This is a genomic window from Acinetobacter sp. ACNIH3, from assembly GCF_002918965.1.
Taxonomy (GTDB): domain Bacteria; phylum Pseudomonadota; class Gammaproteobacteria; order Pseudomonadales; family Moraxellaceae; genus Acinetobacter; species Acinetobacter schindleri.
In genome coordinates, this window is record NZ_PQLP01000008.1 from 25,188 (window position 1) to 44,170 (window position 18,983).

The 18,983-nt window shown below is 39.0% G+C and carries 14 protein-coding genes, 1 tRNA gene and 1 pseudogene; 10 read left to right on the top strand and 6 right to left on the bottom strand.

What is annotated here, in order from left to right:
• Positions 1 to 252 precede the first annotated feature (252 nt).
• From C3420_RS05690 to C3420_RS05700, 3 genes are read left to right on the top strand one after another with little or no spacing between them, the layout of a single operon-like run.
• Positions 253 to 897, top strand: coding sequence for a hypothetical protein (locus C3420_RS05690; RefSeq protein WP_103799868.1), 645 nt, complete (start codon positions 253 to 255; stop codon positions 895 to 897).
• Positions 887 to 3,070: a hypothetical protein gene (locus tag C3420_RS05695; RefSeq protein ID WP_103799869.1), complete on the top strand. Its 2,184-nt coding sequence runs from the start codon at positions 887 to 889 to the stop codon at positions 3,068 to 3,070. The genes C3420_RS05690 and C3420_RS05695 overlap by 11 nt, the downstream gene beginning before the upstream one ends.
• On the top strand, positions 3,063 to 6,122 hold the full coding sequence (locus tag C3420_RS05700) for a tyrosine-type recombinase/integrase (protein ID WP_103799870.1): 3,060 nt from the start codon (positions 3,063 to 3,065) through the stop codon (positions 6,120 to 6,122). Before C3420_RS05695 ends, C3420_RS05700 begins: the two co-directional genes overlap by 8 nt.
• Here the strand turns inward: C3420_RS05700 and C3420_RS05705 are convergent.
• Positions 6,113 to 6,436: a hypothetical protein gene (locus tag C3420_RS05705; RefSeq protein WP_103799871.1), complete on the bottom strand. Its 324-nt coding sequence runs from the start codon at positions 6,434 to 6,436 to the stop codon at positions 6,113 to 6,115. The two genes, C3420_RS05700 and C3420_RS05705, sit on opposite strands and share 10 nt — an antisense overlap.
• A 145-nt stretch (positions 6,437 to 6,581) precedes the next feature.
• Here C3420_RS05705 and C3420_RS05710 point away from each other — a divergent pair, with 145 nt between their 5' ends.
• Complete coding sequence (locus C3420_RS05710) at positions 6,582 to 6,926, top strand: helix-turn-helix domain-containing protein (protein ID WP_103799872.1); 345 nt, start codon at positions 6,582 to 6,584, stop codon at positions 6,924 to 6,926.
• Between the two features lie 609 nt (positions 6,927 to 7,535).
• On the opposite strand, the gene C3420_RS05720 is transcribed toward C3420_RS05710, so the two are convergent.
• The 3 genes from C3420_RS05720 to C3420_RS05730 all read right to left on the bottom strand — a co-directional run bounded on the left by C3420_RS05720 (position 7,536) and on the right by C3420_RS05730 (position 9,390).
• On the bottom strand, positions 7,536 to 7,793 hold the full coding sequence (locus C3420_RS05720; protein WP_103799874.1) for a hypothetical protein: 258 nt from the start codon (positions 7,791 to 7,793) through the stop codon (positions 7,536 to 7,538).
• A gap of 127 nt (positions 7,794 to 7,920) precedes the next feature.
• The gene (locus C3420_RS05725; RefSeq protein WP_103799875.1) at positions 7,921 to 9,120 is read right to left on the bottom strand and encodes a tyrosine-type recombinase/integrase; all 1,200 of its coding nucleotides are present in this window, start codon (positions 9,118 to 9,120) and stop codon (positions 7,921 to 7,923) included.
• 193 nt (positions 9,121 to 9,313) lie between these two features.
• A tRNA-Ile gene (locus tag C3420_RS05730) sits at positions 9,314 to 9,390 on the bottom strand.
• Between the two features lie 778 nt (positions 9,391 to 10,168).
• On the opposite strand from C3420_RS05730, the gene C3420_RS05735 reads away from it, so the two are divergent.
• Both C3420_RS05735 and C3420_RS05740 read left to right on the top strand, forming a co-directional pair.
• A complete protein-coding gene (locus C3420_RS05735) occupies positions 10,169 to 10,729 on the top strand; it encodes a 1-acyl-sn-glycerol-3-phosphate acyltransferase (protein ID WP_076753770.1) in 561 nt (186 codons plus the stop codon).
• A gap of 257 nt (positions 10,730 to 10,986) precedes the next feature.
• Positions 10,987 to 11,736 carry a YebC/PmpR family DNA-binding transcriptional regulator gene (locus C3420_RS05740; protein ID WP_071320679.1) on the top strand — a complete coding sequence of 250 codons (750 nt, stop codon included), beginning with the start codon at positions 10,987 to 10,989 and terminating at the stop codon, positions 11,734 to 11,736.
• A 135-nt stretch (positions 11,737 to 11,871) separates the two neighbouring features.
• Here the strand turns inward: C3420_RS05740 and C3420_RS05745 are convergent, their stop codons facing one another.
• On the bottom strand, positions 11,872 to 12,342 hold the full coding sequence (locus C3420_RS05745; RefSeq protein ID WP_004815486.1) for an Lrp/AsnC family transcriptional regulator: 471 nt from the start codon (positions 12,340 to 12,342) through the stop codon (positions 11,872 to 11,874).
• A 360-nt stretch (positions 12,343 to 12,702) separates the two neighbouring features.
• Between C3420_RS05745 and C3420_RS05750 the strand changes: the two are divergent.
• Positions 12,703 to 13,913, top strand: a pseudogene (locus tag C3420_RS05750) (hypothetical protein).
• Positions 13,914 to 13,965: 52 nt separating this feature from the next.
• On the opposite strand, the gene C3420_RS05755 reads toward C3420_RS05750, so the two are convergent.
• On the bottom strand, positions 13,966 to 14,730 hold the full coding sequence (locus tag C3420_RS05755) for a glutathione S-transferase family protein (RefSeq protein ID WP_103799876.1): 765 nt from the start codon (positions 14,728 to 14,730) through the stop codon (positions 13,966 to 13,968).
• A 380-nt stretch (positions 14,731 to 15,110) separates the two neighbouring features.
• On the opposite strand from C3420_RS05755, the gene C3420_RS05760 reads away from it, so the two are divergent.
• The 3 genes from C3420_RS05760 to C3420_RS05770 are packed head-to-tail and all read left to right on the top strand — an operon-like array spanning position 15,111 to position 18,972.
• Positions 15,111 to 16,313 carry an SfnB family sulfur acquisition oxidoreductase gene (locus C3420_RS05760; protein ID WP_103799877.1) on the top strand — a complete coding sequence of 401 codons (1,203 nt, stop codon included), beginning with the start codon at positions 15,111 to 15,113 and terminating at the stop codon, positions 16,311 to 16,313.
• Between the two features lie 11 nt (positions 16,314 to 16,324).
• Complete coding sequence (locus tag C3420_RS05765) at positions 16,325 to 17,548, top strand: SfnB family sulfur acquisition oxidoreductase (RefSeq protein ID WP_103799878.1); 1,224 nt, start codon at positions 16,325 to 16,327, stop codon at positions 17,546 to 17,548.
• Positions 17,549 to 17,559: 11 nt separating this feature from the next.
• On the top strand, positions 17,560 to 18,972 hold the full coding sequence (locus C3420_RS05770; RefSeq protein WP_171294444.1) for an LLM class flavin-dependent oxidoreductase: 1,413 nt from the start codon (positions 17,560 to 17,562) through the stop codon (positions 18,970 to 18,972).
• The last annotated feature ends 11 nt before the right edge of the window (positions 18,973 to 18,983 follow it).

Below are 18,983 nucleotides of genomic sequence, written 5' to 3' on the forward strand. Positions count from 1 at the left end.
TAATTTCATAATCATACTGCTATATTAAATATAGAAAAATACAATTCACCTAGAAACCTGTCACATTCACATTAAATAGAATCAATCACTTACAAACAAAATCCCGTACATACCCTTTTTTTTCACCCGCTCTGAGTCACTCAAATTCATCAAAAACCACCCACATTTATAACCACTTTCTTGATCTTTTGAAAACAATTAAAAGTTTTTTGCACTCCGTGATCTAAGTTAAAACATCAGGAGGGCGAATAAATGAAGCCTACAAAAAAAGTAAATACTCAACTAGCCAGTAAAAGACCGTTTCACACAAAGGAGGTTATGATCCGTCCTCACCCGCCTCTGTTCAAAATTTACCAATGCTATGCCCAGATTTTAAATGCCTCGCAACTGCCAACACACTTTCAGCATGACCTAAACCTAGTGTCTACTACTAAGCTTACTCAAGCTGAGTTATTCGCAACAGATAACTTTCTGCTTGTTTATATGGCACAACAACAAAATATTCGAGTTAAAGCCCATCCCATTCTAGAAGCTGATATAGACCTCGTTCAGGTTCAATATCAACTCAGCACCTCACTCTTTAAGTTAATGACTGAGCTTAAGATCAATCCACAGGTTCTTAACCCCGATAGGCTACTTCAAAACTTAAATCAGTCGCTATCGAAACAAGCAATTTACGATGTGAATCAAAAACTTTATGACAAGCCGAGATGCAGTGTTTCTCTAAACCTGCTCGCTAAGCTGATCGACTGTAGCCGTAATCAACTGCTTTATCGCCAAAAACAAATCAACGGCGCTCATGATCTACGAATTCAAGCACTCAAAAATAAATGTAAAGCACTCACGAGCGCACAACCATGTGCATCGCAATTTTGGAATTTAACCCATGAAAATTGAAAACATCATTGAACGAATGCTAGATCATGAATGGTTTGATCAGAGCTATCAGAATGCTATCGCACAGCACTTAAGACCAGCTGTCTCAATCCCTGAGCTAAAATCCTTATTCAATACAACTATCAGCTTCGATGCAGACTCTCAGTTTGAGCTCCCAACAAAACTGCCTCGACCCTCAAGTGTTTCTAAACATCCAATCTGTGCCTATCTCTATTCAGTAGATCAGCATGAATATGCTGTCATACAACGATGGGCTGTGAATAATTTACATGCAGCCTGTATTCTTAAATCTATCCCTAATAAGGGCGAAAAAGACCATCAAAACACGATTATTAAAGTTCTTGATAGATTTCGATTAGCGAACGAAGCTTATGCCGTATCACGACAAGGACAACAGCTGAGTAAGTATCAACAGGAATATTTATGGTTATGGAACCAACTACCTAGCCATGAAATTCCATTAGCGCAATTCGTAAAGAATTTACGAGAATTAGAAAACGACTTTAAGCTCAATCGTTTTCAATATCTATTACTGCTTGATATACGGCGATTCTATGAGTATGTCTTAGCACTTAAACCTAAAAAAAATTACTCAGCACCACCTAAGCACATCGATGATCCACATTATCTTGATGAGCACAGTGCAATTTTATACTGTCCATACGACATGCCCCAGAAACAGCATCCAACTCTGTTTTATGAGGAACTACAGGATGAACAGCCAAATCAGCAATACTCACTCAATACAGCGCAGGTATCGCCGTTAGCAAGCCAATCGAGTTATTTGCAACATCAAGTAAGTAAACTGACACAACAACACATCATTAGGCAGCAACATAATTTTAGCTGTAGTAAGCATTATCCAGACTTCAATAGCTTAAGTTTATTGGTAGAGCATTGCCATCAAGTGTATTTGACTCATCCAGAAAAAAATAAAGCGTATCTTTTTATCTTACTCAGTTTCCTGAGTGGTGTTCCTGTTGAACAATGGCTGAAGCTACAGACAAATCAGCGCCGTGTTCTAAATAATCGACAGAAGATCATTTTAGAAAATGATCAATATTTTCTACGTTCCAAGTTCACGCTATTTGAGAATGCTGACTTTGAATATAAAAATCAATTACTCAATCAAGTGACCTATTTCGATTTACCACTCATTAAAGAATTAGTAGACGGTCTAAAACAGGCTCCTATTGTGAGCAAAGAGCAAGTCAATCAAGCATTAAAAAAATGCCGTGAAGAACTGTTCATTCCATCGTTATCAACTAAGAAAATAAGTGTCTTACTACATCATTGTATTTATAGACATACCAATAACGAGCAACTCGCTGACATTCTGACTGGCATAGATGCCAATCGATCGGTGTCTATTTCATATTGCTCATATCCGGTATACCGCCTGCAACAGAATTACCAAAGCACGGTAGAACAGTTATCTTGTGATTTAGCAAAAAAAATTCATATTACTTCCGATCCCAAGCTTAGATTTGGTAGTTGTAAAGCTCCCAAGCCTGCCACAGTAACGGCTATATTTGCCTATTTACAACATCAGATCATTCAAGCCCGACACAATAGCAAAATGCTGGAGATGTTCAATCACTACAACATTTGGCTTTGGCATATTTTATTGCTATTCACTGCCGCTCGACCTGTAATTGGATTCCCAGGGTTCTTACGAAACTTCGATTTAAAACAGCAATGGCTTTGGGTCTCGGATAAAGAAATTCACTCAAGAATAGATGATGGTCGCTTAATCCCGTTATGTGATTTTGCAGTTCAAGAAGTCCGTCAATTTATTGGCTATTTAAGAGAATTCCAACAACTGCATCCAGAACATCAATCACACATTCAAGAGATTTTAAGCAGTAAAAAGCCTCTGTTGAGTGTTTATCAACATGGCGAATGGCAAGAGCTTAGCCCCCATCTTATAAGCTCATTTACTCATGTGATGCAGCTCAACCACGCAAATTGGCTTAGGCATACAGCTCGTGCATATCTCACCGAAAAAGCAGATGAAAATTTAATTTTAGCCACGTTTGGACATGAACAAAATCAACAAGAAATGGGGCAAAAATTCTCAAGCCTGTCTCTTCAACAATATAGAACCATCGCAACTCATCTCAATGAAATGCAAAATTTTTACAGTATTGATGGAATGTATGAATATGCCTAAACAAACAAAGTATGCACATGAACGCCGTGCTAACAACAGAGACCAAAAGCGAATTAAAGAGCGTATACAAATTCAAGCGATCATCGATGAGTTTCTGTCGTTCGAGCAATTACAGCAAGCACAGCGGTCAGGAAGTATAGTCACGCTCTTTGAGCAAGTTAGCCAACACTTGGATCAACATCAATATAGTTTTGCTCTAAAAAAGACGTTTTATCAGCAGTTCCGTAAACGTATTATTCAATACAATCACACAAATGATGCAGACTTACCACTACCTACTCAACATCTCGTCTCTATTCAACGCACGCCATTGTTTTTCAATGAGACTTGGCTAGAACAATCTAAATCCATCTCACTGATCAAAGAAAAACTTTTAAGATACTGGTATACGACAGATGACTTTACTGCCGATGAAAGCATTGGAAATATACTGATCTGCGCAATTCTGTATGGTGGGATATCAAGCCTTTCTAGCTTAGAGGCGTTATTACATCATCTAAAACAACAATATCCCATTTATCAGATCTCAAAAATACAATTACCACTGATCTTTCTAGAACCTCAGTCATCACATTATGGTGATTTATATGACCCTAAACAGCCTTTAAAAAAATCTAGAAATTTTGTGCCCGACCGGTTAACACTGCTATGGGTTGCGAGACTTAAAACACAAAAAATTGATATCCAATCTGATTGTTACACGTATATCAATTGTATTTTTAAAGCACTAGCACTTCCGTTAAGCCCAAAGCAATTTAATCAACTCTTACAAACCTCAAGTCACTCATGGATGCAGCTAGACAAGGTTGATTTAAGTCCTGCGCTAAGTCTTTGCTTATCAGAAGAGATTGAGACTTGTGGTTTAAGTCTAAGTGCGTTTAAACGTTATCTCACGCCTCATTTAGCTATTTTCGATTCACAACAAGCGCTAAAACCCCTGCCTAAAATATTAAATTCGGCAGAAAAAGAAGAACAATCCTGCAAAGATCATTCTCTAGATTCATTGATTGGATTGCATAAACAAATTTTAAAATTTTTTAGAAATAGTGATCAGATCACAGTGGAGCTACGAAACTTCTTACTGAACCAGCAGGACCATCTTCCAGAAAATGCGAAGCGGCTCGGACTTTGGTTATATAGCTTGTTTCATCCTGCCGTAGATGATATCGAATCGATCTGTAAGCTTTATCAACTCGATCAAAATAAGTATTTACGCTATGTCGCTCAACAGCAAAAAATTCGTCATAGCTCAATATATAGCTACTACACAAAACTTGCTGAAACATGGTTGCTACACAGTAATGATTTTATAGAAGAACCTGATCTCAACGATCATTTAAAAACGATTTATAGCCGTATGTTAACTGGGGTAGGCAAATCTAGATCACAAAAATTCGATCTCCTAAAACGATTCCATCAATTCCAACAGATGCTATTTAATGCTGAATCGTTCCCTTTGAGCGGTGCGGGACTACGTGTTCATTCACCCAAAGCTGAAATTATCTCAGGAAAAACTTTTCAATATCTACTCAGCCAGCTTAGTCAATATAAACATTCCAGCTACACCGCACATGATTTAGAAATGCTGAGTATCGTATATACGATAGCTTTTCGTACGGGCATGCGCATTAATGAAATCCTCGGTATGCGAATCAAGGATGTGGAAGGTGTCAAAGCGAGTTCAATTTGGATACGTCCATATCGTGCGAAGCATCAACAGCATTTTCTTAAAACGGATAGTGCTGAGCGTAATCTCAACGTTCAAATTTTACTAAGCGAAGAAGAACATCTTAAATTTCAGCAATACTGCAAGGCACGCCGTAGCGCTTATTCATCCAATGACTACCTATTTACTCTTTGGAATAGTGCGGGACGTATCAAACCCTACTTGGTCACCACGCCTTTTCAAAAGTTACTTGATGCTATTTTGCCAAATCATTGCTATAGCTTTCACTCGCTGCGACATAGTGCGACGAACAATTTAGCCATGATTTTGACCATGGACTATGAGTCTGTAAGCATCTTCACTGACTATTCACATGAGCATTACAACTTGATTCGTAGTCAGCTCTTACGTTCTAGCACATCTCAAAATTCTTGGTATCTACTTGCGCATTTATTAGGTCACATAGACCCAACTGAAACATTTAGGAGCTATCTACACCTTGCTTACCTAATGGCCGGTTATCAGTTAAGAAAATTTGACCCATGTTTGGATCGAACTGTTATTCAGAAGATCTGTCCGGTCTTAAAGGTGCCAAAACAGCATCAAATAGCGCTGAGTTATTACGATGAACAAATAGCACAAACATTAAAAGTTAAATCTATAACAATGCCTGATGAATACATCAACACATCTAAGATCAAAGCTGATGTAGTCCAAGCAGAGGACAACAATTTCATTTATGGAACCAGTAAATCTAGTTATCCATTCCCTCTGATCTGCAAGATCCTCAAAAAATTAGATCAAGCATACACACCGCAACTGCTTTCACAACAATATGATTTTCCAATTGAGACTCTAATGCTTTGGCAACGGAATATAATCAGGCTCAAACAACTCAAAAATCGTAAAAATCGTGCGCGTTTCATCATTGATGTAGATAAATCAGAGCGCATACTTCCGCACATTGAAACAGCTGAAGAAAAATATGTCTTAGAGTATTTTTTTAAACAGCTCAATGAATTAAGACGTGATGATGCAAATATCTTAGATGCGATACATATTTTTGAGACGAAAGCGAATATTTCACACGCTGGATTAATCTTTAATAGTGCTGATTTAAGACTAGCTAAGCGATTTTTGAGAGGGATTTATTGTTTAGTTCCAGAAAAATATTGGCAGATTGCAATATCTTCTGAAATCTCTGAGGAAAAGCTGATGGAACGACTGCCCTTTAAACTTCAATCTTGCGGTATCAACAGCAGTTTAAGTAATTCATTTAAAATTGAGCTGATATCTCAAAAAAATGCTAAATCACTCGGTATCTTTCGCTATTGCCTCCTGCTTTTACTGCTTCTATGTCCGCCGTTGCAACCAGATCATAGTTGATCTGGTTGATAGTCTGAAAACTCATAAAAGTCATGTAGCAGTTGGGCATAAATATCTGAAAAATTAATCAATTTCTCTGGTTGCAAACCATAGTGTTCAAAGTAGCGATCATCAATAAAGTATGCCACAGCAATATGAGTATTTAGATAAGTAGATACGCCAAGCTGTCGACAAAAATCGGGATTATATTGTAGTTGTAACGCCGTATTAATTATAATCTTTGACGCTACAATTTTAGCGACGTTTCTAATATTCATATGCCGAATACTTGGATGCATCGATGTCAAACTTCGACTCGAAGAATAATCCATCATGACTGTTTGACCTTCTATATCTAATTTTTTATCAAGTAATCATTTAGAGACTTCTCGTTACTCTGGTTAGCCTCTAAACTATGTCTATATTTATATAAAAACGTGACTAAAACGTCAAGTTTTTATTGTCTACTTGAAGGTATTTATGGCATTTGAATTAGACTCGAATAATTTTAAAATTCGATTGAAAGAAGTTAGAAAGACACGAAAGCTAACACAGCAAGAGTTAGCTGCAAAAACAGGAATACCAGTCACTTCAATCGCTCATTTTGAGTCGGGCTCGCGTAAACCCTCACTAGAAAACTTTTATAAGCTTATTGTCGTGCTCAATGTATCAGCAGATTACATACTGGGACGCAGTGAAAAAATGAGTGCTTGCGGCATCGATCCCATTATGAATACCCTACAAAAATTACCTGAGATAGAGCGCAGGATGATTGAAAAATTCATCGCTTCTTTAGAGAATGACCAAATAAAATCTGAAGACTAACTAAATATGTAGTCCCAACAAAAATTCTAGATATTAGACTTCTTGCGTTAGTCAAATTTTAAGCAGCCGAAAGCTATATTTTATGAGGTTTTAGCCAATTCAAAAATTAGATAAAACCATACTTTCGCAAGAGGTCTATTAAAAAACCACCTAAAAGTGGTTTTTTTAAGGAGCACAATAGCTTCGTCCTCATCAAATATTTTATTAAAATTAAATCATAGTTTTATGTAAGGCCCCCTTTATCATTTGTCCTAACGTTCCCATATAAGCCACTTTATTTTTTACACCTAGAAGACCTATTATCTTTCTGCATTACATACCAATTTAATACCTCAGCATAATCAAAGTAGTTATGTGCTTTCTCACCATTTGACAGTTTAAATGGTCTTGGAAAATCGGGATTCTTTGTGATCAAAAAGTTTAGTCCTGTCCTCGATAAGCCTAATTTTTTTGCGACATCGTTAAACTTTAAAGCGAACGGTTGAATTACATGAATCTCAGTTGATTGCGGCGTATTACTTTCCAACATAATATTTTTTCAAAAAAAGAAAAAAGCATATCAGACTAAAAAAAATATTTTTCCATCCGTCTCGATTCACTCAATTCAACTCAAAAATCAGAATGAAATTCACCTATATACCACTCATAAATCTCATCAACATCAAAATACATCACTGCTTGTCGCGTATTCCGATCTCGCATAGGTTTTGGAAAATTTGGAAGGGCTTTTTGAAATTTGATCAGTTGCTGACGATTGATCTGTAAAATCTTGCACAATAAGCTACCAGAACAACGCCACACATTTTCTGAGCGAAGTTTTATTAAAATAGGACTTATTTGATGATTAGATTTAACTTCATTTTTCATGATTTTATTACATTTGCTAAAACTAATTAATCTACACTCATTTGAAAAATGACATCTCTAACCATCCTATTTCGCAAAAAAAAGCCGAAAATAAAATTTCGGCTTTTCAAACTAAAACAAAAACACGCTAATCAAATATTCTTACTCCACAAATCGAATCTAGATGATCAGCCCAGAATTGCATAACATCCACCCTTTCTCTTAAATGCGTACCTTTATCATATGCACCTTTCACACCTGCTTTTTGATGAGACAATGCTGATTCAATCACTTGTTCTTTATCACTAAATTTATCATTCAAAAAAGTACTTGCAATGTGGCGAAATCCATGCGGATCTTGCTTCTCACCATATCCCATTCGTTTTAATGCAGAATTGAAGGTCGCATCAGATATAAAGACTGCATTTGAGTTACTTCGCGAGGGAAACAAATATTCATTGCCATCCCTCGAAATCTCTTTTAATCGAAGCAATAATTTAATAGCTTGCTTCGGTAACGGGATCGCATGAGCTATTCTTCTTTTCATCAGATCAGCAGGTCTAAGCCATACTCCTGTTTCAAAGTTAAATTGATCCCAACGTGCAGCTCTTAATTCACCTGGCCGAGGAAATAGTACCAAGAGTAATTCAAGTCCAATACTAGTGACTTCAGAGCGATAATTACGAATCGCATTAACAAGATCGGGAAGTTCATCCATTGAGACATGTTTCATTGAACCCGAAGTATGATTTGCTAGCCCTTTTCTCACTCTTGCGAGGGGGTTATAGCTAATTAAATTATCATCAATGGCATAATCATAAGCATTACGACAATATGAAATTAATTTTTCAAGCCGATTGAATATTCCTTCATTAAATTGTTTTTCTCTAAAAAAGTCTTTCCATTCAGATGCTGAAATTTCTTTAAACAGGCGATGACCAAACACTGGCAATATATGCTTTTCTATCGACTGATATTCTTTTTTATAGGTTTTATCAGTCCATACACCACGCTTCGTATTCATCCATTTAATCAGTAAGTTACCAAACAATAGGTTCTCTTGTTGTTTAGCTTCCAATAGTTTCTCATTTTTGGTTTTTAAATTAAGCTCACCATTTTGATATTTAATAGCTAATGAGCGTGCTTCTTTGACTGAGATTACAGGGTAACTTCCTAACCCAAGCCATGTCCACTTACCAATTGAGCTTTTAAATCTCAACTGCCAAGATTTTTTACCTGTAACACCAACTTTTAAATACAGACCGGCAATATCCGAAACTCTGTACTCAGATTCTTTTGCTTTTAAGGCAGCATATTGTGTATCTGTAAGTAATTTAGATTTAGCCATAAAATTTTGATTTTCCTAGATTAAACTAGGCTCCTGTATCCTGAGTTCTATTTTTTATACAGGATACAAGTCAGGATACAAATAGGGTGTTTTTATACGAGTACACCTGAGTATTCTTAAGACATTAAAAAACCCTTAACTCTTTTAGAATTAAGGGTTTAAGTATATATTTTACTATATAAATACATGAATTTGGTGGGCCCAGACAGACTTGAACTGTCGACCAACGGATTATGAGTCCGCTGCTCTAACCAACTGAGCTATAGGCCCTATATGCTGAAAACCTTATTTATCAATAGGTTTAGGCGACAAGAATACTAGCTAAGATTTTTTTAAAAGACAAGCCTTTTTATGCCCACTTGCACACTTCATCATCAATTATAAATTAGAAAAAATAGACACTTTGGAAATTCCTCATACTTTAGAAGGCTCTCATAGTCATTCAGAAGGAAAATTTCCATTTCTTTACAAAACAGAGCTGCTATCAAAATATATTTAAAAATTAACTCTCAACTATGCTTTTATACTTTTTATATATAATTATTTACATACTTTGAATGGCTGAATTAATTTTTATATTCGGATCAATTCAGCTATGAAATTAATTAAAAGCTTAAGCTTCGTGCTCCAAATTCTCTTTTTTGCGCATATCCAGATAAATTTCGATCAAAGACCATACAACAATGAGTGCAAAAATGAACAATGAGAGCACCAAAGCCGTTAAATAAGTCATTCTTTATCCTCTCTAGCAAACATGATTGGAAGTGTCTTAAAGCCGAAACATATCCCTGGACTTCGACAAAAGTCTAATAACTATTTTTTGTACTGAACAGCCATTTTTTAGCATTTTTAAGAGTATTTTTATCTATTATAAGACGTTTAACTAATTAAAATTAATTTTGTTATTGTTTTTAGATCTTAATTAGCCGTTACTCTATATATTTATTCACTTGCTTTTTGAATGTATTTAAGGCTTTTAAATTAATTCAACTTGACGAAATATAAGAACAAGCACAAATTATGTTTTTTTTCACACACTCCATCCCCTATGTTTAAGAAATTCATTGGCGAATCTGCGTTTAAACTTGCAGGTTGGCAATATCACGTTGAACCAAATGTGCTTGAAGACAAGCAAGTGATTGTGGGCTTTGAGCATACTTCAATGATGGATGCCGTGCTTTCTCTGGCCTTATTTCAGATATACGACATCAAAATTCATACTTTGATTAAAAAAGAATTATTTAAAGGTCCATTTAAGCCATTATTAGAAAACATTGGCGGTATTCCGGTAGATCGTAAATCGAGCAAGGATATTGTGACCCAGATGGTTGAACTTTTTCAGAGCAATGAAAAATTCAATCTGGTGATTGCACCTGAAGCGACTCGCGCCAAAAATGGTGAAGCGCGTCGACCAATTCGTACCGGTTTTTGGCATATTGCCAAAGCAGCAAATGTGCCGATTGTACTCATGTATGCCAACTCTAAAACCAAACAGGGTGGCATTTTCGGAAAAATTTATCCAACAGACCTTGAACATGACCTGGCTTTAATGAAACAGCTTTATAAAGACAATGTCGGTCTGGATATCGTGATTCCTGAAAAAAAATAATATATGTCCATGAGATGTTATGCATGACCTAACATCTCATTTCTTCTTCTCCTTCTATCCTCTTTTCCACAATAAACATTTTTTATTTTTAAACTAAATTATTACCTTTAATCCCCGAATAAATTTCTCAGTGCGTCTATTTTTTTTGTCATTATCGTTAAATCTAAAAACCAGGCTCTTTTTTTAAAAAAAGCCCTTATGGTAGAATTTGCCCAATTCGATAGGCATACAGCCAATCTACAAGGAGCATATTTCGCATGGCGGGTCATTCCAAGTGGGCCAATATTAAGCATCGTAAAGCAAAACAAGATGCTAGCCGCGGTAAACTTTTTACCAAATATATTCGTGAATTAACTACTGCTGCAAAACTCGGCGGACCAGATGCGGGTAGCAACCCACGTTTACGTGCTGTTGTCGAAAAAGCATTGTCTGTAAACATGACACGTGATGTGATCAACCGTGCGATTCAACGTGGTGCAGGCGGCGAAGATAACGACGATCTTAAAGAAGTAACTTATGAAGGTTATGGCGTAGGTGGTGTTGCCGTAATTGTAGAAACAATGACAGACAACCTGAACCGCACTGTACCTGACGTACGTCACTGCTTCTCTAAAACTGATGGTAACTTAGGGACCAATGGTTCAGTTGCATTCCTGTTCACCAAACGTGGTGAGATTACTTTTGAAGATGTGTCTTTAGAAGATCAAATCATGGAGGTCGCTCTTGAAGCTGGTGCTGAAGACATCGAAGTTAATGAAGATGAAATCCTGGTCGTTACTACACCAGAAAGCTTCGGTACAGTTCAGGATGCTTTAGCTGCTGCAGGGTTAAAATCTGATAATGCTGAAGTTGTGATGAGCCCTTCTACCAAAGCTGAAATCACGGATATAGATCAAGCGAAAAAAATCATGAAAATGATTGATATGCTTGAAGATCTGGACGATGTTCAAAACGTTTATACCAACGTTGAATTCTCTGAAGAAGTATTAGCTCAGCTAGACGCTTAATCTTCAGGAAAACAAAAACGCACCTTTGGGTGCGTTTTTTATTTTGATCTATCTTATGGAATCATTTTGTAGGTGATTTCAATCAATTTACTTGCTTATTCGGGGACAAATATTTAGATAGTGCTATTCCTTCAATTAAACTTTATTGAGTAAGCCACTACAGTTAAAAACATTATATTCCTTGATCACGAAGCTGGAATGCAGTGCGACCACATGTTCAATCTTGCCGATTTTGTTAAGCAGGATCTCACTGTAGTTTTCCATATCACGTGCGACTACTTCGACAATAAAATCTGCCGATTGTCCTGTTACCAGAAAGGCATTAATCACTTCAGGAATACTTTCCAGCTCACCCAGAAATTTGGCAAAAGTGTCACTATCATGTTTGCTTAAGGAAACCTGCAAAAGTACATGCAGACTGAAACCAAGCTTTTGATAATTAATTTCCCGTTTTAGACCACTAATAATATTATGGTCAATCAACTGTTTAATACGGCGGTGAACCGAGCTGACCGAAAGATTCACCCGTTCAGAGAGTTCATTCAAATTGACATCTTCATGGGTCAAAATTTCAAGAATGTGCTTATCAAAACGATCTAATTCCATCTTTAATCTCTTGCCACTTTATTAAAATACATCATTATTTTACGCATAGTATTGATATTTTTTTCATAAATTACCAGATATTTGCAAAAAAATACCAGATGATGATCTAGAGGAAATTTAAGTCATTTCGATAGCCATTCATCGCATAAAATATATTTTAGATAAACGCAAATATCTAATAAACCATTATTATTTATCATAAATTAATCTATTTAAAGCTTTATTCAGGCAAATAATACTATTTTCAAAACGTGATTATTCATGCTTAGATTTACACTTGTATAGAAATTGAATAAAAATTAGGCGTTTTTATTTACAACGCAAAATAATCAAAACAAGACAAAAACGCAAGGAACGGTTATGGCTTTCAGTATTTTTAGTTCAATTAAAAGTAAACTCAGCCCGGTGCTCACGACAGAAACGCAAAACAAGAGTTTACCTAGCGGTTTATTAGGTGGCAGTCTTTCTGGCATTATGGTTCTATCACGGGTTCTACTCCCGCTACTCCTTCCCTAGACTCCCTCTTAAATAGCTTACTTTCAGGTAAGAGTTTAAGTTCAAGCTCCCTGACTGATTTAATTACTCAATTTACCGGTTCGAATGCTACAAAACTTGATATTAACAGTTTAATTAGCAAACTCACTCAAGCCAACGGTGGCAGTTTTGATCTGGGTTCGATCAGTAATCTGCTGGGTAGTTTAATGGGTAACAATACATCAAATTTAGATTTAAATGCCGTGATTAAATTAGTCAGTGGGTTAATTGGTGGCAGTTCCGGTAATTTAGATCTCAGTAAAATTGCTGACCTGGCTGGCAACCTTCTGCAAGGCGGTGACATTGATATCGGTCAGATCGCTCAGCTTGTCGGTGGTTTAATCGGTGGTTCTGGCGGTCTTGAAGATGTTGATATTGGCGCAATTGCAGGACTAGTCGGCAATCTGATTGGCGGGAATGGCGATATTGATATCGCGCAGATCGCTCAACTCGTTGGCGGTCTAATTGGTAGTTCTGGCGGTCTTGAAGGTGTTGATATCGGCGCAATTGCAGGACTAGTCGGCAATCTGATTGGCGGGAATGGTGATATTGATATCGCGCAGATCACTCAGCTTGTCGGTGGCTTAATTGGTGGTTCAGGTGGTCTTGGTGACTTCGACCTAGGTGCGATTACCGATATTATTTCTGGCTTCAGCAATAATGGCGGTAACTTCGACCTTTCACAATTGACCAATTTACTTGGTGGTCTCGTGAGTGCAAATGATAGCTCTGATCTGAGTGGCTTACTGGGTGGTTTAGGCGACCTAGGCAATGGTTTAGATTCAAATGCATTTGAAGGCTTACTTGATGGAAGTCTAGGCGACTTAGGTTCGAGCATTATTCCAGAATTAGGTGATCTTATTTCAGGTGGTAGCTCAGTTGATAACAATATCAGTATTACTGAAATTATTCCGACCATCAAAGAAACAATTTCCAATATCTCGAGCGGTAGTTCATTACCGAAGTTTGACTTTAGCTCACTTTTCAGTGGCTTTAATAAACAGAGTGATATTGATCTCACAAACCCTTGGGGCTAAGTATCCAATAAAAAAACGCGCTTTAAGCGCGTTTTTTATTTCACTATTTAACTTATACACCGCGCCAATCAATACGAGCATTACGTTCATGACGATAGATGTTTCTAATATATTGGCCTAAAGGCAATTCCGAGAGATAGGTCTGATAATCCCGATATTCATCTGACATTGATTCAAAACTATCACGCTCCCACGGCGTACCGGAAATTGCCAACAAAGGTGCCAACATTGAACAGACTGCAATATCAGCCAGACTAAAACGTGATCCCGCAAAATAAGCTCCCTTATTCTCGATCAGTGTCTGGTTCAGCTGTTCAACTGTCTCTTTAATATATTCGCGGGACTGAGCAAGTGTATCTTCAGTAAGTGCATAACCTTTGCTGAGAAGAGTTTTAAGCAAAGGCTTGGAAAATTTTTCGAACTGACGCAGATATCCCTTTTCACCGATCAGGATCTCTATCGATTCATGATCATGGGATAAAGCCTGGGCCAGCATCCAGCGACGGATATGACGTCCCAGTTCCTGAGTCATTTCATCAATCTCCAGCACTTTTTGACGTAAGCGCCCTTCTACTGGTAATAAACGATGCTCAGGATAATGTTCATCCAGATATAAGGCGATCTGGGTTGAATCTGCAATCCATTGTTCCTTGTCACGCAAAATTGGCAGACGGTTCTGTCCGGTTTTAAGACGAGCAAAGGCACGATGCGCACCTGGCATGAGGTTTTGTGCGACATAATCCAGTTCTTTATGATCAAGCATCCAACGTGCTTTTTCACAAAAATGTGATAAAGGAAACTGGTATAAGGTGCGCATAAAATCTCCATGTTGATTATTAAATTTGGTCGCATTAAAACCATCTATTTCAGTTGGATACTTTAGACACCCTCAATTAGAAATACAATGTGCTTTTAATTCAAAATTAAGATGTTGCTTATTCAACTTCACAATGTTTATTTTTATACAATTTTTTGTCTTGTTTATATTTAAAGCAGATATGTCTTTTTAAAATCCATACTTATAGATTGAAAAACAAATTAAATCCTGTTGTTTTTTAACTATTTACTATATTCAAAATTGATAAAAACCTAGCAATTTTTGTCCTAAATAGGTTTTTTCATAAGCTTTGCGAAAGCAATTACTTAATCTCATAAAGCTTAGCCTGTAACGTTTTGATATCGATTTAGGATGTCATTATGTCTCGTTTAACTTTTGAAAAAGTTCATGTTATTGAAAATGATCACGATGCAATTAATGCTGCCTACCATGTTGCAGACTTTGCTCTGGAAGGCCGAAATCAGCGTGATCAGCAACGTGTACTCCCTCTTGCTGAAATTGACCTGTTCAGCCAAAGGGGTCTGGGCGGTATTCGTATTCCAAAACAGTACGGCGGTGCCTTCGTTTCCAATAAAACCCTGGCACATGTATTCCGTATTGTGAATAAAGCTGACTCGAGTGTCGGACAAATCCCTCAGAACCAGATCGCATTACTCAACATGATCCAGATCATGGGTACAGAACAACAAAAAAAGTTTCTTTATAGTGAAATTTTAAAGGGTAAACGTCTGGCCAATGGCGGTCCGGAACGTCATACCAAAGATACTAAAACTCTGGCGACCACGCTTACAATCGAAAATGGTCGCTATTTTGTCGATGGCGAAAAATTCTATTCAACTGGTAGCAGCTTCGCGCACTGGCTGGCAATTAAAGCGATTCATCCTGAAGGGCATGTGGTGCTCATTATTGTCGACCGGACTGCTGACGGTGTTGAAGTGATTGATAACTGGAATGGTTTTGGTCAACGCACCACCTCTAGCGGTACCCTTAAACTGCAACATGTCGAAGTCGATCCACTACTGATTTTTGATGAGCATCTGTTAGGGAATCAACCAAGTTACCGTGGTGCCTATTCTCAACTGATGCAGGTGGCAATTGATGTCGGGATTGCTGAGGCGGCTTTTGCCGATACACTGACAGCCATACATAAGGCTCGTCCGGTTGTGGATGCACAAGTCGAAAAAGCCAGCTTTGAGCATTACACCCTGCAGGAGGTAGGCAAGTCATCTGTGTTATTAGATGCCGCGATTTTACTGCTGGATGAAGCTGCTGAATATCTGGATGAACTGGATCAACTGGAAGCAGTGACCGATGAGCAGGCAGCCAAAGCCTCAATTCTGGTGGCTGAAGCCAAGGTCTATGCCAATGATGCAGCCTTAAATATTTCGGAAAAATTACTGGAATTGGGCGGCAGCCGCTCTAGCCTGAGTCAGCACAATCTGGATCAGCATTGGCGCAATGCCCGGGTACATACCCTGCATGACCCGATCCGCTGGAAGCTGCATGCACTCGGGGATTATTACCTGAATCATAAACTCCCTGCCCGCCACGCCTGGATTTAAGGAGATTTGCCATGACTTCATTTCAAAACATTATTCCATTTCAATCCGAGCAGCTGGCGCAAGCTCATATCATCCAGTCTGATAAGGAAGCCTTAGAAATTGCCCGTAATCTAGCAGATCAATTCAAAGCGGGTGCGGTACAGCGTGATGCTGAACGTATTCTGCCGTTCGAGGAAATCGAAGCTTATAGTCAGTCTGGACTCTGGGCAATTACCGTACCGAAACAATATGGCGGCGCAGAAGTGTCTAGCTATACCGTAGCACAAATCATTGCCCTGATGAGCGGTGTAGATGGCTCAATTGGCCAGATTCCACAAAACCATTTCTATGGTCTGGAAATCCTACGCAATAACGGCACGGAGGAACAAAAACAGAAACTCTATACCGAAGTCCTAAAAGGTGCCCGTTTCGGCAATGCGCTGGCTGAGTTCAAGACCAAGACTGCTGCACAGCGCCAGACTGCCATCCGCAAAGCAGAGCAAGGTTATGTCATTAACGGCGAAAAATTCTATTGCACCGGCAGCCTGTTTGCGCACCGCATTCCAACCCTCGTGGTAGATGAACATGAGCAGCAATTTCTGGCTTTTGTGCCACGTGACAGCGAAGGTCTCACCTTGATTGATGACTGGAGTGGTTTTGGTCAGCGTACCACTGGCAGTGGCACAGTGAAATTCGACAATGTTCCAGTGCTTGAAGAAGATGTCGTACGTTTTGATACTGCCTACTCTCGTCCCACCATTTCCGGTCCTTTCGCACAATTGCTGCATGCTTCTATTGAAACTGGCATTGCCCGTGCCGCCTTTGAAGAAACCTTAAACCGCGTGCGTCAGGCACGTCCGTGGATTGATTCTGGTGTGGACCAAGCCACAGATGATCCACTGACCAAATTTGAACTCGGCCGCGTAGTTGCTGATGTACGTGCCTCTGAAGTTTTACTCAAACAGGCTGCGTACGCTGTCGATTCTGCCAAAGCTGATCCGACTGAAGCTAGTGTTGCCAAAGCCTCACTGGATGCGGCCAAAGTACGGGCGCATAGTACCGAAACTGCATTAAAAGCATCTTCTAAACTCATTGAACTGGCTGGCAGCCGTGGTAGCCAGCGTGAAGATGGTCTGGACCGCTTCTGGCGCAATGCCCGTGTGCATACCCTGCATGATGCCTCACGCTGGAAATATTATTTCATTGCCAATTATTTGCTGAATGGTGTTCTACCTCCACGCCGGGGGACATTGTAATGACAAATATTATGGACAGCTCGAAAGCGAAGAAAATCCTGCTCAATGCCTTTGATATGAACTGTGTAGGTCATATCAATCATGGCCTTTGGACTCATCCACGGGATGAATCGCATCGCTTTAATGAATTGAGCTACTGGACCGATCTGGCAAAAACGTTAGAACAAGGATTGTTTGATGGCCTGTTTATGGCCGACATCACCGGGGTTTATGATGTCTATCAAAATGGCATTGATCTGACTCTAAGAGAATCGATTCAATTACCGAGTCATGATCCAAGCACTCTCGTGTCTGCCATGGCAGCCGTGACCCAGCATCTTGGGTTTGGCGTTACAGTCAATCTCAGCTATGAATCGCCTTATCAGTTCGCCCGTCGCTTCGCCAGTCTGGATCATCTGACCCATGGCCGTATCGGCTGGAATATGGTCACTGGTTATCTGGACAGTGCCCAGCGCCTGATCGGTGAAAATGGTCTGAAAGACCATGATCGACGCTACGAGCAGGCCGAAGAATTTTTACAGTTGTGCTACAAGTTCTGGGAAGGTTCCTGGGAAGATGATGCCATGCTGAAAGACAAACAGCAGCGGATCTTTACCGATCCAGCCAAAGTGCATCAGGTTAATCATCAAGGTCAGTTCTACCGCAGTCAGGGCGTATTTCAGGTTTCCCCTTCTGTTCAACGTACTCCGGTACTGTTCCAGGCTGGTGCTTCACCACGTGGTATGGCCTTTGCCACCCAGCATGCGGAAGGCATGTTTATTGGTGGTGATCATCCGGACAAAATCAAGAAACAGGTGGATCAGATCCGTCGCCAAGCCACTGAACAAGGACGTGATCCTGAAGCGATTAAGATTTTCGTTGGTATTACTGTGGTAACCGCAGAAACGGATGAAATAGCGCAGCAAAAGCTGGAAGAATATCGCGCTTATGCCAGTCCTGAAGCTGGTCTTGCACATTTCTCCAGTTCAGTCGGAATTGACCTGTCCACATTTGCCGATGATGAGCCAATTCCTTACCAGCAAACCAACAGCATTGCTTCAGTCAATAACAAGTTTAAAGAACAACAGCTTACACCAACTGATCTGAAAGCACAGCATGTACTGGGTGGGCGTTATCCACTGATCGTGGGCAGTGGTGCGACGGTGGCAGAAAAACTGATTCAGCTGGTCGATGAAACCGGGATAGATGGCTTCAACCTGACCCGTACGGTGGCTCCAGAATCGCATTTGGATTTTATCCGTTTTGTTATTCCTGAATTACAGCAGCGCGGACGCTATAAAACTGAATATAAACAAGGTAGTTTCAGACACAAGCTATTCCAGCAAGGAGATCGCTTATCCAGCGCTCATCCAGTGCAGCAATTTCGATGTCAAAGCTCCGCCTCAACAGCGAACATAAACCTAAAGCAAAAACAATCAGCATAAATTTATTTTGA

What these genes read in the sequence shown, in the direction of transcription:
- C3420_RS05690 (WP_103799868.1), top strand. Translation starts at nt 253, where the DNA reads ATGAAGCCTACAAAAAAAGTAAATACTCAACTAGCCAGTAAAAGACCG.
- C3420_RS05695 (WP_103799869.1), top strand. Translation starts at nt 887, where the DNA reads ATGAAAATTGAAAACATCATTGAACGAATGCTAGATCATGAATGGTTT.
- C3420_RS05700 (WP_103799870.1), top strand. Translation starts at nt 3,063, where the DNA reads ATGCCTAAACAAACAAAGTATGCACATGAACGCCGTGCTAACAACAGA.
- C3420_RS05705 (WP_103799871.1), bottom strand. Translation starts at nt 6,436, where the DNA reads ATGATGGATTATTCTTCGAGTCGAAGTTTGACATCGATGCATCCAAGT.
- C3420_RS05710 (WP_103799872.1), top strand. Translation starts at nt 6,582, where the DNA reads ATGGCATTTGAATTAGACTCGAATAATTTTAAAATTCGATTGAAAGAA.
- C3420_RS05720 (WP_103799874.1), bottom strand. Translation starts at nt 7,793, where the DNA reads ATGAAAAATGAAGTTAAATCTAATCATCAAATAAGTCCTATTTTAATA.
- C3420_RS05725 (WP_103799875.1), bottom strand. Translation starts at nt 9,120, where the DNA reads ATGGCTAAATCTAAATTACTTACAGATACACAATATGCTGCCTTAAAA.
- C3420_RS05735 (WP_076753770.1), top strand. Translation starts at nt 10,169, where the DNA reads ATGTTTAAGAAATTCATTGGCGAATCTGCGTTTAAACTTGCAGGTTGG.
- C3420_RS05740 (WP_071320679.1), top strand. Translation starts at nt 10,987, where the DNA reads ATGGCGGGTCATTCCAAGTGGGCCAATATTAAGCATCGTAAAGCAAAA.
- C3420_RS05745 (WP_004815486.1), bottom strand. Translation starts at nt 12,342, where the DNA reads ATGGAATTAGATCGTTTTGATAAGCACATTCTTGAAATTTTGACCCAT.
- C3420_RS05755 (WP_103799876.1), bottom strand. Translation starts at nt 14,730, where the DNA reads ATGCGCACCTTATACCAGTTTCCTTTATCACATTTTTGTGAAAAAGCA.
- C3420_RS05760 (WP_103799877.1), top strand. Translation starts at nt 15,111, where the DNA reads ATGTCTCGTTTAACTTTTGAAAAAGTTCATGTTATTGAAAATGATCAC.
- C3420_RS05765 (WP_103799878.1), top strand. Translation starts at nt 16,325, where the DNA reads ATGACTTCATTTCAAAACATTATTCCATTTCAATCCGAGCAGCTGGCG.
- C3420_RS05770 (WP_171294444.1), top strand. Translation starts at nt 17,560, where the DNA reads ATGGACAGCTCGAAAGCGAAGAAAATCCTGCTCAATGCCTTTGATATG.